Origin of the sequence: Burkholderia sp. WSM2232 (genome assembly GCF_000472545.1) — a bacterium.
Lineage (GTDB): Bacteria > Pseudomonadota > Gammaproteobacteria > Burkholderiales > Burkholderiaceae > Paraburkholderia.
This window is the reverse complement of sequence record NZ_AWZV01000003.1, coordinates 59,750-78,419: the sequence shown is the minus strand read 5'-3', so window position 1 is coordinate 78,419 and position 18,670 is coordinate 59,750. Positions and strand designations below refer to the sequence as shown.

Annotated in this window: 17 protein-coding genes and 2 pseudogenes; 10 read left to right on the top strand and 9 right to left on the bottom strand. The window is 65.0% G+C overall.

Translation table 11 applies throughout. The features are described from left to right. Positions 1 to 74: 74 nt before the first annotated feature. Together F757_RS0100355 and F757_RS0100350 are read right to left on the bottom strand one after the other, a co-directional pair. Positions 75 to 710, bottom strand: a complete 636-nt coding sequence (locus tag F757_RS0100355; protein WP_027209618.1) for a DUF938 domain-containing protein — start codon at positions 708 to 710, stop codon at positions 75 to 77. A 66-nt stretch (positions 711 to 776) separates the two neighbouring features. Beyond that, a complete protein-coding gene (locus F757_RS0100350; RefSeq protein WP_027209617.1) occupies positions 777 to 1,655 on the bottom strand; it encodes an NAD-dependent protein deacetylase in 879 nt (292 codons plus the stop codon). On the opposite strand from F757_RS0100350, the pseudogene F757_RS36960 reads away from it, so the two are divergent. Continuing rightward, a pseudogene (locus tag F757_RS36960) lies at positions 1,634 to 1,873 on the top strand (hypothetical protein); the annotation flags it as partial. The gene F757_RS0100350 and the pseudogene F757_RS36960 sit on opposite strands and share 22 nt — an antisense overlap. Positions 1,874 to 2,062: 189 nt before the next feature. Here the strand turns inward: F757_RS36960 and F757_RS36955 are convergent. Together F757_RS36955 and F757_RS0100340 are read right to left on the bottom strand one after the other, a co-directional pair. Next, a pseudogene (locus F757_RS36955) lies at positions 2,063 to 2,116 on the bottom strand (oxidoreductase-like domain-containing protein); the annotation flags it as partial. A gap of 162 nt (positions 2,117 to 2,278) precedes the next feature. Beyond that, positions 2,279 to 3,043, bottom strand: a complete 765-nt coding sequence (locus F757_RS0100340; protein WP_027209616.1) for an SDR family oxidoreductase — start codon at positions 3,041 to 3,043, stop codon at positions 2,279 to 2,281. A 431-nt stretch (positions 3,044 to 3,474) separates the two neighbouring features. Between F757_RS0100340 and F757_RS0100335 the strand changes: the two genes are divergently transcribed. Continuing rightward, complete coding sequence (locus tag F757_RS0100335; protein ID WP_027209615.1) at positions 3,475 to 4,329, top strand: polysaccharide deacetylase family protein; 855 nt, start codon at positions 3,475 to 3,477, stop codon at positions 4,327 to 4,329. A gap of 20 nt (positions 4,330 to 4,349) precedes the next feature. Here F757_RS0100335 and F757_RS0100330 read toward each other — a convergent pair whose 3' ends face one another. Beyond that, on the bottom strand, positions 4,350 to 5,762 hold the full coding sequence (locus F757_RS0100330; RefSeq protein WP_027209614.1) for a DUF2252 domain-containing protein: 1,413 nt from the start codon (positions 5,760 to 5,762) through the stop codon (positions 4,350 to 4,352). Between the two features lie 302 nt (positions 5,763 to 6,064). Between F757_RS0100330 and motA the strand changes: the two genes are divergently transcribed. Further along, the gene (motA, locus tag F757_RS0100325) at positions 6,065 to 6,949 is read left to right on the top strand and encodes a flagellar motor stator protein MotA (protein ID WP_027209613.1); all 885 of its coding nucleotides are present in this window, start codon (positions 6,065 to 6,067) and stop codon (positions 6,947 to 6,949) included. Continuing rightward, positions 6,949 to 7,941 (top strand): flagellar motor protein MotB, encoded by a 993-nt coding sequence (gene motB / locus F757_RS0100320; protein WP_027209612.1) that lies wholly within the window; start codon positions 6,949 to 6,951, stop codon positions 7,939 to 7,941. The genes motA and motB overlap by 1 nt, the downstream gene beginning before the upstream one ends. A 4-nt stretch (positions 7,942 to 7,945) precedes the next feature. On the opposite strand, the gene F757_RS0100315 is transcribed toward motB, so the two are convergent. The 3 genes from F757_RS0100315 to F757_RS0100305 all read right to left on the bottom strand — a co-directional run bounded on the left by F757_RS0100315 (position 7,946) and on the right by F757_RS0100305 (position 11,258). Further along, the gene (locus tag F757_RS0100315; RefSeq protein ID WP_027209611.1) at positions 7,946 to 8,755 is read right to left on the bottom strand and encodes an exodeoxyribonuclease III; all 810 of its coding nucleotides are present in this window, start codon (positions 8,753 to 8,755) and stop codon (positions 7,946 to 7,948) included. Positions 8,756 to 8,778: 23 nt separating this feature from the next. Further along, entirely contained in the window at positions 8,779 to 9,024 is a 246-nt protein-coding gene (locus F757_RS0100310) for a hypothetical protein (RefSeq protein ID WP_027209610.1), read from the bottom strand. Between the two features lie 134 nt (positions 9,025 to 9,158). Next, positions 9,159 to 11,258, bottom strand: a complete 2,100-nt coding sequence (locus F757_RS0100305) for a D-(-)-3-hydroxybutyrate oligomer hydrolase (protein ID WP_027209609.1) — start codon at positions 11,256 to 11,258, stop codon at positions 9,159 to 9,161. 154 nt (positions 11,259 to 11,412) lie between these two features. Between F757_RS0100305 and F757_RS0100300 the strand changes: the two genes are divergently transcribed. The 6 genes from F757_RS0100300 to F757_RS36015 all read left to right on the top strand — a co-directional run bounded on the left by F757_RS0100300 (position 11,413) and on the right by F757_RS36015 (position 17,357). After that, positions 11,413 to 12,195: a 2Fe-2S iron-sulfur cluster-binding protein gene (locus F757_RS0100300; protein WP_027209608.1), complete on the top strand. Its 783-nt coding sequence runs from the start codon at positions 11,413 to 11,415 to the stop codon at positions 12,193 to 12,195. Positions 12,196 to 12,205: 10 nt separating this feature from the next. Beyond that, the gene (locus tag F757_RS0100295) at positions 12,206 to 13,207 is read left to right on the top strand and encodes an FAD binding domain-containing protein (RefSeq protein ID WP_027209607.1); all 1,002 of its coding nucleotides are present in this window, start codon (positions 12,206 to 12,208) and stop codon (positions 13,205 to 13,207) included. Then, positions 13,204 to 15,426, top strand: a complete 2,223-nt coding sequence (locus F757_RS0100290) for a xanthine dehydrogenase family protein molybdopterin-binding subunit (protein WP_027209606.1) — start codon at positions 13,204 to 13,206, stop codon at positions 15,424 to 15,426. The genes F757_RS0100295 and F757_RS0100290 overlap by 4 nt, the downstream gene beginning before the upstream one ends. A gap of 87 nt (positions 15,427 to 15,513) precedes the next feature. Beyond that, entirely contained in the window at positions 15,514 to 16,101 is a 588-nt protein-coding gene (locus F757_RS0100285) for a nucleotidyltransferase family protein (RefSeq protein ID WP_027209605.1), read from the top strand. A gap of 236 nt (positions 16,102 to 16,337) precedes the next feature. Continuing rightward, entirely contained in the window at positions 16,338 to 17,042 is a 705-nt protein-coding gene (locus tag F757_RS0100280) for a PIG-L family deacetylase (protein ID WP_027209604.1), read from the top strand. A gap of 162 nt (positions 17,043 to 17,204) precedes the next feature. Further along, positions 17,205 to 17,357, top strand: coding sequence for a hypothetical protein (locus tag F757_RS36015; protein ID WP_013341745.1), 153 nt, complete (start codon positions 17,205 to 17,207; stop codon positions 17,355 to 17,357). A gap of 236 nt (positions 17,358 to 17,593) precedes the next feature. Here F757_RS36015 and F757_RS0100265 read toward each other — a convergent pair whose 3' ends face one another. Then, on the bottom strand, positions 17,594 to 18,661 hold the full coding sequence (locus tag F757_RS0100265; protein WP_027209603.1) for a 2-aminoethylphosphonate aminotransferase: 1,068 nt from the start codon (positions 18,659 to 18,661) through the stop codon (positions 17,594 to 17,596). Between the last annotated feature and the right edge of the window lie 9 nt (positions 18,662 to 18,670).

Genomic DNA, 18,670 nt, shown 5'->3' with positions numbered 1-18,670 from the left:
GAAAGCATAAAAGAAATGCCGGTTTGCCGCTTGTTATCGGGCAAGCCAGGCCGCTTTCGCTATGTGGGGCGCCGTCACCGCGCGTCACCCGCGTGCGCGTGCTTCCTGAATACAAGGCTGAAATTGTTGGCCGGCATCGCGACCGGCTCGTCGCACACGAATCCCGCCGACGCCGCGAGCGCCACGACCTCTTCCATGTCGCGCACTCCCCACGACGGATCGCGGCTGCGCAATTGCTCGTCGAATGCCGCGTTGCTCGGCGCCGTGTGCGCGCCGCCGCGCTTGTACGGCCCGTAGAGGAACAGTACACCGCCGTCGCGCAGATGTCGGCTCGCCCCGGCGAACAACGCCTGCGCTGCACTCCACGGCGCAATGTGAATCATGTTGATGCACACCACCGCGTCGATCGTGCCGACCTGCCAGTCCGGCTGACGCACGTCGAGCGCAAGCGGGGCGCGCACGTTCGGCGGGCTGTCGTGCTCGATCCATGCGGCTACCGATTCGCGCGCCTGCAAGTCGGCGTCACTCGGCTGCCAGTCGAGACCGGGCAGCGCTGCAGCAAAGCAGACCGCATGTTGCCCTGTGCCGCTGGCAATTTCGAGTACGCGGCCAGTCGTGGGCAATACGGTGCGCAACACGGCAAGGATCGGCTCGCGGTTGCGTTCGGCAGAGGGCGAGCGTTGCCGCATCGACGGGACAGGTTCGGTCATGATGATGTGTGAGCGTTCAATTGTGTTAGCCGCGTGGGATGCATTGGATCGGGAGGCGCTCGCCGCTCAATCTAGCGCGAGACGGCCGGCAAGAGCGGTCAGCATATCGGCGCATGGCGCCGCGATTTTCAGCGCGAGAAGCGGGTCCGCACGCGTGCGTCCCAGGTTGATCGCGGCGACCGGCTTACGCTGCTTTTGCGCCCATACGCAGAAGCGGTAGCCCGAGTAGACCATTAGCGAAGAACCGACCACGAGCACGGCGTCTGCGGCGTCGAGCGCATGGGAAGCCGCCTCCACCCGTTCGCGCGGCACGCTTTCGCCGAAGAACACCACCGCCGGTTTAAGCAGGCCGCCGCAATTCGCGCACGCTGGCACTCGGAACGTTTCGAGTGCGTGCCATTCGAGATGCGCGTCGCCATCGGCGGCGGTTTCGGCGGTGACGTTCAGGAGCGCAGGGTTCTCAGCTTCGAGCGTCTGCTGGATCGCCGCGCGCGAATGCTGCGTTCCGCAATCGAGGCAGATCACGCCGTCGATACCGCCGTGCAATTCGATCACATCGCGGCTGCCCGCGCGCTGATGCAAACCGTCGACATTTTGCGTAACGAGCGTCGGAACGTGACCCGCTGACTGAAGACGCGCCAGCGCGACATGCGCCGCGTTCGGCTGCGCCAGCGCGACGACGGGCCAGCCGACCATGCTGCGCGCCCAGTAGCGCCGACGCATCGCATCGGTGCCAAGGAACTCCTGCAGCGTGATGGGCGGCGAGCGCTTCCATTCGCCGTTGTCGTCGCGATAGCCGGGAATGCCGGAGTCCGTGCTGATGCCCGCGCCTGTCAGCACGAAAAGCCGGGGATAGCGCTGCACGAAGTCATGCAGGTCGTCGAGCGTGTGCGATTCGTTCAACGGCGCAACGGAGTCGACAGATGCGGGCGGATGGTCGGTCATGGCGGATAAGTGATGGCTGCGGCATGGACTATGAACGCGCGATGGCGGGTTCAGCGACGCTTGCGGGCGTGAAGTTGGGCCGGTGGTTTTTTTCGGGCAGCGGTATTTTGGGGCGTGTCTGGTTGGGGCGTGTCTGGTTGGGGCGTGTCTGGTTGGAGCGTGTCTGGTTGGAGCGTGTCTGGTTGGAGCGTGCCCGGTTGCGGCGTGCCCGGTTGCGGCGTGTCCGGTTGCGGCGTGCCCGGTTGCGGCGTGTTCGCTTCCGACCGGTTCGGGTTGCGCGCGCTCCGCTCGCCTTTCACCTGCCGCGACCGCCCTGCTTGCCCTGCCTGCCCCGTCTGCCGCTCCTGCCGCGCCTGCCATTGCGCCACAGCGATCTCATAGCGCTCGAGCGCTTCGTCGTAAAGATCGAACACGCACGGACTGCAACCGCTATGGCAACAATCGTCGAGATCGGGCTGCACGGGCGGCTGCGGCTTGGGGTCGCTGGTGGATACGGCACGGGGCACGGCGAATGACGTCACCTGAATTCGCGGAAACGGATAGCCAGGCGCGAAGCGCAAACAACGGGCTGTACAGCGCCCAGTATAAGTGGATCGCCCGCGCCGCGCTGCGTGCCGCCGCGCTCAGCCGCGTCCCACGAACGGCATTTTGCTCGCCATGATCGTCATGAACTGAACGTTCGCCGACAGCGGCAATTGCGCCATATGCAGCACGGCGTCCGCGACATGGCGGACGTCCATCAACGGTTCGACCGCGATCTCGCCGTTCGCCTGGGGCACGCCACGTGCCATGCGCTCGGCCATGTCGGTGGCAGCGTTGCCGATGTCGATCTGCCCGCACACGATGTCGTATTTACGGCCGTCCAGCGACACGGCCTTGGTGAGCCCGGTAATCGCGTGCTTGGTAGCCGTGTACGCCGCGCTGTTCGGACGCGGCGCGTGCGCCGAGATCGAACCGTTATTGATGATGCGTCCGCCGCGCGGATTCTGCGTTTTCATGAGGCCGAATGCGGCGCGCGTGCAGAGAAATGTCCCCGTGAGGTTGATGTCGACCACGGAGCGCCATTCGTCGATGTCCAGTTCGTCGATGTCAACCGGCGAGCCGTTGCGTCCTGCGTTGTTGAAGAGCACGTCGAGTCGCCCGTAGCGTTCGCGGATCGTATCGAACAGGCCGCCGACGCTCGCCGCGTCCGCCACGTCGCACGGCGCGGCCAGCGCCTCGCCGCCGAGCGCGCGAGCCTCTTCGGCAACCGCCTCCAATGCGCCAAGGCGGCGGCCGGCGAGCACGACGCTATAGCCATGTTCCGCGAGCCGCAACGCACAGGCTCGACCAATGCCGCTGCCCGCGCCCGTAACCAATGCCACTTTTCTGATTCCCGTCACTGTCACCGCGTGTCTCCCTGTTTGCCGGCCCGCATGGGCCCGTGCCTTGCACCTTACCGCAGCGCCGGGCTCATCACAAATGCGCACGCCACGCGCTTCCCGCGCCGAAAGCCGACGGCCGAACGCTGAGGGCTGAGGGCCGAGGGCTGAGGGCTGAGGGCTGAGGGCTGAGGGCTGAGGGCTGAGGGCTGAAGGCTGAGGGCTGAGGGCTGAAGGCTGAGGGCTGAGGGCTGAAGGCTGAAGGCTGAAGGCTGCGGGCTGAAGGCTGAAGGCTGCGCGCTATCGTTGCCATTCCTGTCCGCCGGCGCGGCGGCTCGCGCATCAATGGTATCGTTCGAGGTTGCGTCGGCGCGTCGCGCCCCACGCATTGCGCACGTTGCCTTCGTGGCGCCCGCCCGATCCGCGCAAGCATCGAAAGCAGGTTGAATACACGTTTTATGAACCCACTGTCCACACCCGACCACGCCCGCCCGGCACCGCTGCGCCGCTGGCCGCAAACCGGCTATCCCGCCATGCTGACCGCCACCGCCGCGTGGCACGTCCTCGTGCTGGGTGCGTGGCTCGTCGCACCACGAGCATGGCCGTGGTGGCTCGCGGCAATCTTCGCGAATCATGCGGTTTTCACGGTGGCCGGCCTCCTGCCGCGCACCTCGCTGCTCGGTCCTAACTGGACGCGCCTGCCCGCCGGCTCGCGCAATGCGGACGCGATTGCGCTGACCATCGACGACGGTCCCGATCCCGTCGTCACGCCGCAAGTGCTCGATCTGCTCGACGCGCTAGGCGTACGCGCAACCTTCTTCTGCATTGGCGAGAAGGCGCGGCGTTATCCGCATCTCGTTCGTGAGATCGTTGCGCGCGGTCATGCGCTGGAAAATCATTCGCAGGTCCATGTGCATACATTTTCTGTCACGTTGCCACATGCGCTGCGGCGTGAGATCGATGCCGCGCAACGCACGTTCGAAGAGCTGAGCGGCGAGCGGCCCATGTTCTTTCGCGCGCCGGCCGGCCTGCGCAACATTTTTCTCGAACCGGTGCTGCGCAAGCTGGACCTGCGGCTCGCCGCGTGGACGCGGCGCGGCTACGACACGCGCGAGCGCGACCCTGAGATCGTCGCGGGCCGCCTGCTCGACGGTCTCGCGGCGCGGGACATTCTGCTGCTGCACGACGGCAACGCCGCGCTCACCGCCGACGGCAAACCGCTGATTCTTGCCGTGCTGCCGCGTATCGTCGAAGCAGCTCGGCGGCACAAGCTGCGTTTCGTGACGCTGCGCGAAGCACGCGTCGACGCTTGATAGCGAGCCCGCCGCAAGATTCAGACACGGAAGTCCGCCGCCATGTCCTCGTCTGAACGCGCTTGCAGCACGCCGCTGCGGCATGCCTTGACGAAGGCGTCGTAGTCGCGCTCAACCTGATCCGCGTAACTCGCCGCGTAGGCGGCGAGCGCTTCGGCGAATTGATCGCCGCGTCCGATATAGGCGCTCACTTCCACCGCCTGGCCGCTTGCCTTTGCATGGGCCCGCGCCATTACCCAGCCGCACAGTTGCGCATAGCCGGTCAGCAGGTCGGTATCGAATAGCTCGATGTTGGCCGACAGCTTCATGTCGCGCAATTGACGGAAGTAGTAATGCCGCCCAAGTGGACTCGTGGTCCAGCCGAGAAAAATGTCGCTCGCGGCCTGCAGCATGCGCTGCCCCTGCACGACACGCTCCCCCTGATGTTTGACCGGTGGGGTCTTGCAGTAACGCGCGATGACCGACGGCCTCGCTTCCTTCATCTGCAGAAAGAGCGGCTTGCCCATGTGATCGACGAGCAGCACGGCCATGCAGCGTGTGCCGACGCTGCCCACGCCCACCACTTTGAACACGATGTCCTGCACCCCGAAGTGCGCGATCAATTCGCGGCGATCGTGCGAGATCGTCTTGACGTAATCGCTCCACATGCTGTCCAGCATCTTGTGTCCGTGCGCGCCCTTCAGCACTTCGGTCTCCTCCTCCGTAAAGAGCGTGTTCGCGCCGAGCACGTGAAAGAGCGCGGGCGGCGCATCGCGAATCACCCAGCGATGACCGTCATGCTCGGCCATTTTCTCGAACAGACTTTCGTGCGTGCGGCTCGCCGCCTTTTCCATGCCGCGACGGACAGCGCGGCGCCGCTCAGGCGTGAGCGCGGTGTCGGCCATGCGGTCGAACGTGATGCGTTCGTACCAGAGTTCGAGTGCGCCACACTGAGCGTATTGCGCCATGCGGTTGCGATATTCGCCAATGGCGGTCATCACCAGATCTTCCGCGCTGCCACGGCTCAGGCGCATATGCCGCGCGGCAATCACGAGACTCGCGGCGAGGCGTTTCAGGTCCCATTCGAAGGGGCCGACCGACACTTCGTCGAAATCGTTGAGGTCGAACACGAGTTGCCGCTCGGGCGTCGCAAAGCCGCCGAAATTCATCAGATGCCCGTCTCCGCAAATTGGCATGACAAGGCCGGTATCGTGCACCTTGCTCAGGTCATGCGCCTGCAGGATGGCGGTGCCGCGAAAGAATGTGAACGGCGACACGGCCATGCGCCCATAGCGCAGCGGTACGAGGTTCTGCACGCGGCCCTCGCTGCTCTCCTTGAGCAACGGCAGCGGATCGCGCTGCAGTTCGCCGACCGTCCGGTGGCTCGAGCGCTTCGACTTTTCGCGCGCGGCACGGCCACGGGCTTCGCGCTCGGCAATGGTGCTGGCTTTCATGCTCATCTCCGTTCTTCTTGTGAGGTTCACTATCCGTTCGAGAGACCTGATGCCCGGTCGCATTGCATGCTAGCAGAGCGATCGGTAAAAAGGTGCGGGCATCTTTTACCGATGCCGCGCGCATTCATTCTCCGCATCCGTGCAAGCCCGCAAATTTCCGCTTTCGGTGTTGCCACCACTTCAGCATTTTCCTTTCGAGCCGTTTACCAGTACATGCGGAAATTCAGTGACGCACGCCGAAGCCCTGTGAGAAAGGCTTCTCTCGACGCATGACGTGCGGCGCGCCAGATATCGGAGAAATTATGTTTGTCGCAATTGGCTGGCTGTTGGTGATCGGCTCCGTCATAGGGAGCTTCATTGGTGTGGGCGGCCATTTGCCGGCCCTGATACAACCGTTCGAATTGCTATGCATTTTTGGCGCAGCGATTGGCGCGTTCGTCGTCAGCAATCCGACCTCGACCTTGAAGAAGACGCTGAAGGCGATTCCTTCCTGCTTCAAGGGCGGCGGCTATACGAAGGAAAAATATCTCGAGTTGATCGCGCTGCTTTACGAGCTGCTCCAGAAGGCACGCAAGGAAGGCATGATGTCGCTCGAAGCCGATGTATTCGCCCCTGAAGAAAGCGTGATTTTCCAGAAGTACCCGCACGTCCTTGCCGATCACCATCTGCTCGATTTCATCGTCGACTATCTGCGCATGATGTCGGGCGGCAACGTCAATGTGCTCGAAGTACAGGACCTGATGGACGAAGAGCTGGCCACGCATCATGCCGAGGCGTCGGTGGCGGCCAACGCGATCCAGAAAATGGCGGACGGCCTGCCCGCCTTCGGCATTGTCGCGGCCGTGATGGGCGTGGTTCATACGATGGGCTCCGTGGGTGCGCCGCCTGCCGTGCTCGGCGAGATGATCGCGGGTGCGCTGGTCGGAACCTTCCTCGGCATTCTGCTCGCGTATGGATTCATCGGTCCGCTCGCCGATCTGCTGAATGCGAAGGGCCGCGCCGAAGCCAAGCCGTTCCAATGCGTGAAGGCGGTGCTGCTTGCGTCGTTGTCCGGCTATGCGCCGCCCATTGCCGTGGAGTTCGGCCGCAAGGTGCTGTTCACCGCGGACCGTCCGAGCTTCCAGGAACTCGACGACGCCGTGCGCGCCACCAAGTCGCCTAAGCCTGCCGCAAGCGGAGCCGCGTAATGACGCAAAGACGTTCACGCGGCTCGCAGGATCAGGAAGCGGCGCCGCCGCCGATCATCGTGCGTCGCTCGAAAAAGGGCGACGACCACGGCGGCCATCACGGCGGCGCATGGAAAATTGCCTACGCCGACTTCGTCACCGCGATGATGGCCTTCTTCCTGCTGATGTGGCTGCTCGGCTCCACGTCGAAGTTCGACAAGCAGGGCATCGAGGACTACTTCAACACGCCGCTGTCGAGCCTGCTCGGCGGCAGCCAGGGCACGGCCTCCGCGCGCCCGAACGTGATAGAAGGCGGCGGCCGCGACATTTCCGACACACGTCCCGGCGACGGCAAGAAGACGCAGATCGAGCCGGCCACGCCAGTGAACGTGGTGCCGACGGTGGCGCCGGCCGACGCGGCCCGCTTGCAGCAACTGAAGGAAAAGCTCATTTCGCTGATCGAGCAAACCCCTGCGCTGAAAGCGTTCAAGGACCAGATCCGCATCTCCATCACGAATGAAGGTTTGCGTATCGAGATTGTCGATTCGCAGAATCGCCCGATGTTCGCGTCGGGCAGCCCGCGGCTGCAAACTTATGCGGTTGCGATACTGACGCAGATCGGCGCGGCACTGAACGACGTGGAGAACCGCATTTCGATTGCAGGCCACACGGACGCGGTGCCCTACACCGGCGGACCTGTTGGCTATTCGAACTGGGAGCTGTCGTCCGAGCGCGCGAACGCCGCGCGCCGCGCGCTGGTTGCCGGCGGCATGCATGGCGAGAAGCTGCTGCAGGTTCGCGGCCTCGCGGACGTGCTGCCCCTGAACAGCAATATCGTCGATGAACCGACCAACCGGCGCATCAGTATTCTGGTGATGAACAAAGCCGCGGAGCAGGCGTTCTTCCACGATGGCGGCCGTACCTCGATCGACGAAAGCTCGCCGGCCAGTGCGGCGATCCCCGCGGTCGCGGCGCGTGTCCGTCCGGCTCCAGGCGCGACGATCGTCCGCTAACGTTTTAGCCGCGCGTCTTGCGGCGCCTTGCGCTCATGTCGAGCTCCACCCATGTCGGCGCGTGGTCGCTGGCGTGCGCTTCGCCGCGCACCCAGCGGTCCACGCCCGCGTCGCGCAAACGCGGCGCGAGGTCCGGACTCAGCAGGATGTGATCGATGCGCAAGCCCGAATTCGTGTCCCAATGGCGGCGGAAATAATCCCAGAAGGTGTAGACGCGCTCATCCCCGAAGTGCTTGCGCAGCGAGTCTGTCCAGCCTTGCGCGAGCAGGCGCTGGTAGCGTTCGCGGCTTTCGGGCTGCAGCAACGCGTCTTTCAGCCATGAGCGCGGGTTGTAAATGTCTTCGTCGGTGGGTACGACGTTGAAGTCGCCGGCCAGCACGACCGGATGTCCGCTCTTGAGCAGATTCGCCGCGTGCTCGATCAGATGGTCGAACCACTTCAGCTTGTATTCGAACTTGGGGCCGGGCTGCGGATTGCCGTTCGGCAGATAAAGACAGCACACGAGCAAACCGCCCACGGCCGCTTCCAGATAGCGGCTATGCGTGTCGGCTTCGAAGCCCGGCAAGCCGCGGCGGCTCTCCAGCGGCGCCTCGCCCTTCGACAGGATCGCCACGCCGTTCCATGCGCTCTGGCCATGCCAGATGGCGTGATAGCCGGCGTCGCGCAATGCGTCGGCGGGAAATGCGCTGTCCGCCGCCTTCAATTCCTGCAGGCAGACAATGTCCGGCGCCTCGCGCTCGAGCCATTGCACGAGCGCCGCCTGGCGCGAACGAACTCCGTTGATGTTGAATGTCGCAATGCGCAGCGTCGCCACGGCAACTCCTCCCTACAGCCAGCTTATTTCGACGACGCCTCGCTCGACAACTGCGAAGCCGCTTCATCGCACCACTCTATCGCCCACGATCGCGCGCAGGAAATTGCATCGGCTTCGTTCGGGAAGGCGTCGATGTCGCCGGAATCGTGCGAGCGGAAATGCTCGTTTTTCTGCGGTATGCGAGTGATCCGGGCACGCGCGTAGTAGACGCCTTCGTCCGCGTGGCGTGCCCGGCAATCGATATGAAAATGCCTGTAGTCGAACTGCATCGGTTGTCCTCTGCAACGCGCTTGTTGCCGTTCAGCGGTAGCATCGTTCATACCCGCGGCCCGATTGCCGAGGGAACGACGCGCGCAACGCAACCGCCCTGCGCGTGTGGTCCGCCACCGTCAGCCAGCGTGCCTCAGTTCGGCACGTTCACCGCCCCGTTTGCGACCGTGATCGCATTGCCGCCAGGGGTCGCCACAATGGCCGGCAGGTTCGCGGTGGTCAAGGCGGGCGCGGCGCCGGGCGTACCGCCGCGCGGCACCGTATGAACGACCTGCGACGGCGGCAGCGGCGTGCCGTTTTTCAGGTGACTCCACATCAGGTTGAGCGCCTGAATGTTGTAGTAGTGCAGCGGCACGAAGCGCGTGTCGAAGCCGGCCACGCCAAGAAACGCGTCGAAGTGCTGACCGTTGGTGATTTCGTAGAACGACAGCCTGCTCGCCCCGCCCTCCACCAGTTGATTGGTCGCCAGGTAGGGCCGCGACGCATGGTTGATCGGCACGAGAGCGTCCGCGCGGCCTTGCACGATGATGGTCGGCTTGCCATGCAGATTCGCGTTCACCTTGATAGGTTCCACGTTCGCGGTAAGCGTGCCGTTGGTCCATAGCGTGCGCAGACAGGCCGCGCCTACGTAGCTCGCATCGACCGTGGCGAGACGGTGATCGAACGCGCCCACCGTGCCCGCGTTGTAGACCAGGCCGATACCGTTGGTAGGTGGCACACCGTTGCCGTTGCCGAACACGGTGAGCATCGGCGAAACGGCGGGCGTCACGCCGGCCGCGCCGGTCGAACTGGTGGTGCCGAAGCTGAAGTTGCACAGGTTGTCGGTCACGCTCGCTTTTGCATAGGCGTTCGCGTAAGTCACTGCTACGGCCGGCACCGCTTGCGAGTCCCACATCGGCGCGTGCAGCAGATCGGAATCGGTCTGATAGCCGTTCTGATGCAGCAGTGCCAGCGCATTGGTCGCCTGGGTTGCGGTGTCGCCGCCCGCAATCACGCCGTTGGTCGCGAGCGTCGTGCAACGCGCGGTGCGAATCGCGGTCGTGGTGGCGAGCGGCAGGGTCGTCAGATAAGGCGCGCCGGTCGCCGCGGGCGCCAGTGCCGCGCATGGTTCGAGCAGGTTGGCGAGCGTCATGTAGTCGGCAAGCGGTTTGCCGAACGCGCCGACGGGCACGCCGCCCTGCAGGACCGACACTTGTGAAGGCACACGCACGTTGATTTGCGGTTCGCCCACCACGACTGCGTTGATGAGGCCGGACGTGTCCTGTTCGGCCGCCGCAAGCGCAGCGCCGCCGCCGTTGCTGACCGATGCCGCGATGGTCAGAATGCTGCCGGGTTTATAGCGCACAGTGCGGGTCGAGCCGTTCAACGTGCCATATGAATCATTGAGCGCCCAATACGCGAACTGGATTGCCTGCAAGGTGTTCTTGCCCCAGTCCTGTTCGGGGTTCTGCTGCGAGTGTGCGTGTTTGAACGCGTAGCGGTTCGGGAACTGACTGTTAAAGGTGGCGAGATCGGTGTTGCCGAGGTTCGCCGTGAAGAGGCTCGCCTTGCCCGCGGCGCTCGCGTCCTGCAAGGTGCCGTCGATCAGCGTGACGCGATTCGTCGACAATTCATGCGCGCCGCTGCCCGAGCCCTTGTCGGTGTACGCGACCGCGCAGCCGCGCTTGAGGCCCCACTCGCCCGCCGCGGAAATCGCGCCGTACACGCCGCGCGAACCCGACGACGTGGCGGTGACAATGCACGGTTGATCCGCATTGAAGCTCGCCGGAATCTGCACAAGCACGCTGACATTCTGCTTACCGCTGCCGTTATCCGCGAAAGCCAGGTACTCCTTGCCTGCAATCTTGCCTTCGCCCAACGTGTCGTTGCCGTTCAGGTCGACATTGGGGCCCCAGAAGCGCCCATAGCCGCCGTTGCTCGTCATGTCGACGAGCGCGCGATAGTTCGACCAGATCGCGAGGCGCCGCAGTTCGGCGGCCGTGGGTTGCGCGGCGTTGGCAATGGCCGGCGCAGTCGCGGCTGCGAGGCCGGTTTTACCGAGTCCGGCCGTCAGCAGGTCGTCACTATTGCCGTCATACGACTGCGTTCTGACCGTGCCGACGATGAAGTCCGGCAACGCGTTCGCTTGTGGCGGCGGTGGACCGTCGTCGTGCCCCCCGTGGCATGCGCTCACACCGAGCGCGACGACGATTGCAATCGACAGCGCGGAGCTGCTTCGAAGGGCTGATGTCATCTGTGCTTGTCTCCATTATCTGCAATACCGTTTTGCGTGACTGTGCACACGCAGCGGCGCCGGGTTTGCTAACCTGAATTGTTCTCGCACGACACTTCGTATACCGACGCATCGCCAGCCTGCATTGACCTTTCAGCGGAGTCAATAGAACGTTATGGCAAGAGACAACGAATGTGTAAATTCGGGCGACGAAGTCGCCTTGCATCAACCTTCGCGGCGCCGTTTTCTACAATCGGCCGCGGCGGCGGCCACCGTCGGTGCGGCACCGCACCTTCGCGCGCAAAGCCAGGTGCCCGCCATGCCGGCCGCTCAGGCGCCCGTTGCGCAGCCAGTACCGGCGAGACCCGTCGAGCTCAACGTGAATGGCCGCACCTATTCGTTGCAACTCGAACCGCGCGTGACCCTGCTCGATGCGCTGCGCGAGTACGCCGGACTGATGGGCACGAAGAAAGGCTGCGACCGCGGACAATGCGGCGCATGCACGGTGATCGCAAACGGACGCCGCATCAACTCGTGCCTGACGCTTGCTGTCATGCACGAAGGGGACACCATCACCACTGTGGAAGGGCTCGCAAGCAACGGTGTATTGAGTCCGCTACAGCGCACGTTCATCGAGCATGACGCATTTCAGTGCGGCTACTGCACACCGGGGCAGCTATGCTCGGCGACAGCGTTGCTGGAGGAGTTTCGCAACGGCGCGGCGAGCGTCGCGACTGCCGATGTGCGCAGACGTCCCAGCCAACTTTCCGACGACGAGATTCGCGAGCGCATGAGCGGCAATATTTGCCGTTGCGGCGCCTATGCGAACATCGTGGCCGCGATACGCGCCGCGCATGAAGGCAATGGCGCCAATGCGAGCGCGGCCAGCGCGGCCGGCGCCGAACCTCACGTCGATCGCGGGCAACACGATCGATCCGACAACCCCGAGCACGCGTGAGGCCGAGCGAATGGATGCGATTTCCTACGAACGCGCCGCCGATATTGCAGGTGCAGTGCGAGCGGCACAGCAGCCGGGCACGGTCTTCATCGGCGGCGGCACGAATCTGCTCGATCTGATGAAGGGCGGTGTCGAACGCCCCATGCGGCTCGTCGACATCACGCATATCAGCGGACTCGACGACATCGCGACGCTGCCCGGCGGCGGCGTTCGCATCGGCGCGCTCGTGCGCAACAGCGACGCCGCTAATCATGCACTGGTGCGCGAACAGTATCCACTGCTGTCGCAGGCGTTTCTGTCCGGCGCGTCGGCGCAACTACGCAATATGGCGACCGTTGGCGGCAATCTGCTGCAACGTACCCGTTGCGCTTACTTTTACGACACCGCGTTTTTACAGTGCAACAAGCGCCTGCCGGGCAGCGGCTGTGCGGCGCTACAAGGCCACAACCGCATGCACGCGATTCTCGGCGCGAGTTCGCAGTGCGTGGCGGTGAATCCATCGGACATGAGCGTCGCGCTCGCGGCGCTCGACGCCGTGGTGCGCGTAAGCGGGCCGGCCGGCGAGCGAAGCATTCCATTCGCCGAGTTTCACCGGCTGCCCGGCGACAGGCCCGACCTGGATACCACGCTGCGTCCCGGCGAACTGATCACGGCGGTCGATCTTCCGCCGCCGCTTTTCAGCGCGCATTCGCATTATCTGAAAGTGCGTGACCGCGCCAGTTACGCATTCGCGCTGGTGTCGGTGGCCGCCGCGTTGCAGATGGACGGCGAGCGCGTGCAGACAGCGCGCATCGCCTTGGGCGGCGTCGCGCACAAACCGTGGCGGGCGAGCGCCGCCGAGCAAACGCTCAACGGCCAGCCGCTCACGCAAGCCACGCTGACCCGCGCGGCGGCGGCAGCGTTAAGCGACGCGAGGCCGCTCGCCGGCAACCGCTTCAAGGTGCAGCTCGCGCAACGCGCCATTGTGCGCGCGGTGAACGAGGCCGCCGGCCGCCAGGGAGGTGTCGCATGAATCTGATCGGTCAACCGTTGGACCGCACCGACGGTCTGCTCAAAGTGACCGGCGAAGCGCGTTATGCGGCGGAGTTTCCGGAAGCGCGTCTGGCGCATGCAGTGCTCGTCACGAGTACGATTGCGCGCGGCACCATCGCGTCGATCGATATCAGCCGCGCCCAGGCAATGCCAGGCGTGCTGCTCGTCATGACACATGAGAACGCGCCGCGTCTGCCGAACGGCGGCAAGGCGCAATTGGCGCCGCCGGCCGGGCGCCGTCTGTCGCTGCTGCAGGACAACGAAGTGCATTACAACAACGAGCCCGTCGCGGTGGTCGTCGCGGATACGCTCGAACATGCGACCGATGCCGCGCGCCAGTTGCGCATTACCTATCGGGCCGCTGCGGCTACGCTCGACTTCGCGCAGGCGAAGGCCAACGCGCATGCCCCCGACAAACCACAAGGACGCCAGACCGATACGCAGCGCGGCAATTTCGAGGACGGCCGGCAAAGCGGCGCCGTGCATATCGACGCGACGTACACGACACCCATCGAGCATCACAACCCTATGGAGCCGCATGCGACGATGGCGCGCTGGGACGGCCCGCAACTCACGCTCTACGATTCGACGCAAGGCGTGAGCGGCGAGGTGCAGGCAGTCGCAAAGACGCTCGGCATTTCCCCCGCGGACGTGCGCGTGATTTCGCCGTTCGTCGGCGGCGGCTTTGGTTGCAAAGGCTCGTCGTGGTCGCATGTGTCGTTATGCGCGATGGCTGCGAAACAGACCGGGCGTCCCGTGCGGCTCGTGCTCGAACGGCCGCAGATGTTCGGGCCGGTCGGCGCGCGCCCGCGCACCGAACAGCGCCTCGTGCTGGCCGCGCGGCGCGACGGCACGCTCACCGCCATGCGCCACGACAGCGTCTCGAGCACGTCGATGATCGAAGACTGGACCGAGACCTGTTGCATGGTCACGCGCATGCTCTACGCGGTGCCGAACCAGCAGACCACGCACCGGCTCGTGCCGCTCAACGTGGGCACGCCGACTTTTATGCGCGCGCCGGGCGAAACCACCGGCTCGTTCGCGCTCGAGTCGGCGATGGACGAACTGGCGGTGGCGCTCAGAATGGACCCGCTCGCCTTGCGCCTGAAAAATTACGCGGAGGTCGATCCGCAGGAAAACAAGCCGTGGTCGGGCAAGTCGCTGCGCGAGTGCTATCAGGTCGGCGCCGAAAAATTCGGCTGGTCGCGGCGCAATCCCACACCGCGTTCCATGCGTGACGGCAACACGTTGATCGGCATGGGCATGGCGACCGCTACTTATCCGGCCAATCGCAGCGAGGCTGGCGCGTCGGCGCGGATTCTGCCCGACGGCACAGCAATGGTAGCCTCGGGCACTCAGGACATCGGCACCGGCACCTATACGGTGATGACCCAGGTCGCCGCCGACGCGCTCGGCTTCGCGCCGGAGAACATCCGCTTCGCGCTTGGCGACTCGTCGCTGCCGAAGGCGCCGGTGTCGGGCGGCTCGCAATCCGCGGCGAGCGTGGCGCCGGCCGTGCGCGAGGCGGCGAACGCGGCGCGTGCGCAACTGATCGCGCTCGCGCTGGCCGACCCCGCGTCGCCGGTACACGGTCTCGCGCTCGACGACATCACCGTGGAGAACGGCTGGGTGACGAGCCGCTCACAACCGGCGCGGCGCGATCCGGCCGCGGCGATCATTGCGCGCTCGGGCGGCAAGCCCATTGAGGCCACGTCTACCGTGAAGCCCGGCGACGAGAAGCAGAAGTACTCGTTTCACTCGTTCGGCGCGGTATTCGTCGAAGTACGGGTGGACGCGGAGCTCGGCACGATCCGCGTGCCGCGCGTGGTCGGGGTATATGACGTGGGGCGCGTGCTCAACGCGAAGACCGCACGCAGCCAGATGCTCGGCGGCATTGTGTGGGGCGTGGGCGCGGCGTTGCAGGAAGAGTCGCGGCTGGATACGCGCTATGGGCGCTTTACCAACGCGAATCTCGCGGAGTACCACGTGCCGGTGAATGCGGACATCGGTTCGCTTGACATTACGTTTCTCGACCGGCCTGATCCGCATATCAATTCGCTCGGTGTGCGCGGCATCGGCGAGATCGGCATTACCGGCGTGTGCGCGGCGCTGGCCAATGCGGTGTATCACGCAACCGGCGTGCGCGTGCGGGATCTGCCGGTCACGCTCGACAAGGTCTTGCAGACGGCACGGGTCTGAACGACGCGGATCTGAACCACGCGGGCCGCTTGCCTCGCCGTGCGTTGCGCCGCACAATCGGAAGCATTTCATTGACCGGTGCTTCCCATGGCTTATGCGTCGCTTGCCACTGGCCTGTTGCTTGCCGCCGGCGTCGGCTCGCGTTTCGATCCGCACGGCGTGCAGAACAAGCTGCTCGCGCGCCTGCCCGACGGCACGCCCGTGGCTGCGGAAGCCGCGCGGCGGCTGTTGCTCGCCGTGCCCCACGTGCTGGCGGTGGTGCGGCCGGGCGCCGAAGCGCTTGCGCGTCTTCTGAACGATGCGGGCTGCGACGTAGCGTTCGCGCCCGCCGCCCAACGCGGCATGGGAGCAAGCCTCGCCGCCGGCGTTCAGGCGAGCGAGGACGCCGAAGGCTGGATCGTCGCGCTTGCAGACATGCCGCGCATTGAGCCTTCGACAATCGGCGCGGTCGCGCGCGCGCTCGACGGCGGCGCCTGCCTCGTCGCGCCGTTTTATGCGGGGCAGCGCGGGCATCCGGTGGGGTTCGGCGCTGTGCATCGCGAAGCGTTGCTTTCGCTCGACGGCGACAGCGGCGCGCGGTCGCTGCTGGCTTCGGAACGGCTGATGCGGCTCGATGTCGACGATGCGGGCATTCTGCGGGATGTGGATACGCCGGAGGATTTGCGGGGGATTTGAGCGCTGCGGCGCGTGCCATGTTGGCGGCGTTCCAAAAACAGCCGCACGCCCCTTCTAGGCACACGCCTTGCGCAGGACCGGGCACTCACAGCCATCGCCACCAGAACTACACGCGGACTGTGAATCAACCGCGCAACTCGCTGCAATTCCGCCTAAGCTGATGTGACGCCGCCATTATCACGCCCCATTCCGCCAACCTTCACGCGGCGCATGGTTTTCGAAACCACCGACTGCCCATGAGCGAAACCAGCCCGCGCCTTTTCATCGTGTCACCGCATTTCGACGACGCCGTCTTCAGTTGCGGCGCATTGCTCGCCGCCCATCCCGACGCTGCGGTCTGCACCGTGTTCGCCGCGCCGCCCGAGCACACGATGCACACCGAATGGGATGAGAAGTCGGGCTTCGGCAACGCGCACGAAGCGATCCACGAGCGCACGTTCGAAGACAACCGCGCGCTTGAAGTGCTCGACGCTATCCCGCTGCGCATGCCGTTTCGCGAGAGCCAGTACGCCGATTCGCCGTCGATCAGCAAAATGGCGGCGCAACTGGAGGAAACCATTTATCGAACCACGGCCAACACGTTGCTGATGCCGCTCGGCTTGCATCACGACGACCATGTGCGTGTGTTCGAAGCCTGCTGCGAGATTCTGCCGCGCCTGTCGCATCTCGCCTGGTTCGGCTACGAAGAAGCGATTCACCGCTGTACGCCGGGCGTCGTGCAGGCGCGTCTGGCGGATCTCGCACAGCGCGGCATCGTGGCGACGCCTGCCAATCCCAGCGCGGGCCACACGATCGACACCCAGCGCCGTGCAGAACTCAAGCGCGAGGCCGTGCATGCGTATCAGAGCCAGTTGCGCGCCTTCGGCCCGGGTAATTACGACGACGTGTTCGCAGCCGAGCGCTACTGGCAACTCAGCGTCGGCCGTCGTGTGAAAAAATAAGCGGCACGGCAGTGCAAGATGAGGAGAGATGAGCGGACAGAAACGCGCCAACGCAATGGCACGGCGCACAGTTCACGCGCGCCGGAAACCCCAGGAAAAACCGTCTACGCTTGAAGTGAACGGCACGCGCCGCCCCGCACAGTTTTCAACACAGGTGATGCAATGAGCTTCGACATGCATACGAGCCCGATTCCCGACCCCAACGCCGACCCCACGCGCGATCCGGAAGGCGATCCGCTGACGCCGCCGTCGCCCGGCCATCACACCGAGGAGCCGCAGCGCCCCGAAGGGCCGCCGGACAAAGATCCGGTGTGAACGGCCGGCCGCACGACGCCGCTACGTCAACCGTTGCAAGCGAAGCGGCAAACGCTAGCAGGCAATAGCTACATCAGCCGCATCAGTTGCATCAGCTACTAGCCGCACGGGAGACATCCGCCGTGCAACGCGCATCGAGTGCATGCAAGTTCGCGCCGGTGCGAACCGTGCCGGCGCGATCGCGGGCGCAATGATTAGCGCCCGCCGGTCGCATCAAGCGGAGGCCAGCGCCGCAATCAGCTCGTGAGTTCGGCGAAGCCCTGCAACAGGCGGTCGATGTCGGCGGCGTGAATGTTGCCCATCGTCGAGATACGGAACAGTTGCGCCGATAGTCCGCCCTGCCCCGCATAGATGACGAAGCCGCGCGCTTTCAGCGCATCGTGCAATTGCGGGTAGCTGACGCCGTTCGGCAGCCGGTACGCGCGCAGCACGACCGACGACTCCTGCGGCGCCAGCACGCTGCCGATGCCGCGCTCGGCCAACCCCGCGCGCACCTGTTCGGCGAGCGCGGCATAGCGGGCGTGGCGCGCGCGCCAGCCGCCTTCGTCGGCGATTTCGCGCAGTGCCTCGACGAGCGCGTAGTACGCATGCACCGACGGCGTGAACGGCGTATTGCGCTGATCCTGCAGACGGGCGAGCCTGCCCAGGTCCAGGTAGTAAGTGCGGCTCGCCGCCTGGGCTAGCGCCGCGCGGCGCACCAGCACGAACGATGCGCCAGGCACGCCGTGCAGACACTTGTTGGCGGTCGCGGCCACGGCATCGAGACTCGTGTCGGCGAAGTCGATTGCTTCGGCACCGAAGCTGCTCACGCCGTCCACCAGCAGGCGCAGGCCGCGCGCGCGGCACAACGCACCGAGCGCTGCAAGGTCGTTCAGACGCCCCGTGGTCGTTTCGTGATGAATCACCGCAACGTGCGTGAACGCCTTGTCCGCGTCGAGGCGTTCCGCGATCTTCGCGAGATCCGGCGCCTGCATCCACTCATGCTTGAGCGTTTCGTGCGCGATGCCGTATTGCGCGGCGATCTGCGCAATGCGCTCGCCATACACGCCGTTTTCCACCACCAGCAATTTGCCGTTCTGCGGCACCAGCGCGGCCGTCATGCTTTCCACGGCGGCCGTGCCCGAGCCTGTCATCAGTACGGCCTGCCACTCGCTGGCGTCGAGACCGTACAGATCGACGAGACGCGTGCGCGCCTCTTCCTGCAGATCGAAGAACTCGCTTTCGCGGTGGCACAGGTCGGTCTGCAACAGGCTATTGCGGACGCGTTCGGTGAGCGTCACCGGGCCGGGATTGAGCAGCAGCATGAGGCGCTT

Coding starts and splice junctions, on each gene's coding strand:
- F757_RS0100300 (WP_027209608.1), top strand. CDS start 11,413: ATGGCAAGAGACAACGAATGTGTAAATTCGGGCGACGAAGTCGCCTTG.
- F757_RS0100280 (WP_027209604.1), top strand. CDS start 16,338: ATGAGCGAAACCAGCCCGCGCCTTTTCATCGTGTCACCGCATTTCGAC.
- F757_RS0100310 (WP_027209610.1), bottom strand. CDS start 9,024: ATGCAGTTCGACTACAGGCATTTTCATATCGATTGCCGGGCACGCCAC.
- F757_RS0100330 (WP_027209614.1), bottom strand. CDS start 5,762: ATGAAAGCCAGCACCATTGCCGAGCGCGAAGCCCGTGGCCGTGCCGCG.
- F757_RS0100350 (WP_027209617.1), bottom strand. CDS start 1,655: ATGACCGACCATCCGCCCGCATCTGTCGACTCCGTTGCGCCGTTGAAC.
- F757_RS0100290 (WP_027209606.1), top strand. CDS start 13,204: ATGAATCTGATCGGTCAACCGTTGGACCGCACCGACGGTCTGCTCAAA.
- F757_RS0100265 (WP_027209603.1), bottom strand. CDS start 18,661: ATGCTGCTGCTCAATCCCGGCCCGGTGACGCTCACCGAACGCGTCCGC.
- F757_RS0100355 (WP_027209618.1), bottom strand. CDS start 710: ATGACCGAACCTGTCCCGTCGATGCGGCAACGCTCGCCCTCTGCCGAA.
- F757_RS36015 (WP_013341745.1), top strand. CDS start 17,205: ATGAGCTTCGACATGCATACGAGCCCGATTCCCGACCCCAACGCCGAC.
- F757_RS0100285 (WP_027209605.1), top strand. CDS start 15,514: ATGGCTTATGCGTCGCTTGCCACTGGCCTGTTGCTTGCCGCCGGCGTC.
- motA (WP_027209613.1), top strand. CDS start 6,065: ATGTTTGTCGCAATTGGCTGGCTGTTGGTGATCGGCTCCGTCATAGGG.
- F757_RS0100305 (WP_027209609.1), bottom strand. CDS start 11,258: ATGACATCAGCCCTTCGAAGCAGCTCCGCGCTGTCGATTGCAATCGTC.
- motB (WP_027209612.1), top strand. CDS start 6,949: ATGACGCAAAGACGTTCACGCGGCTCGCAGGATCAGGAAGCGGCGCCG.
- F757_RS0100335 (WP_027209615.1), top strand. CDS start 3,475: ATGAACCCACTGTCCACACCCGACCACGCCCGCCCGGCACCGCTGCGC.
- F757_RS0100295 (WP_027209607.1), top strand. CDS start 12,206: ATGGATGCGATTTCCTACGAACGCGCCGCCGATATTGCAGGTGCAGTG.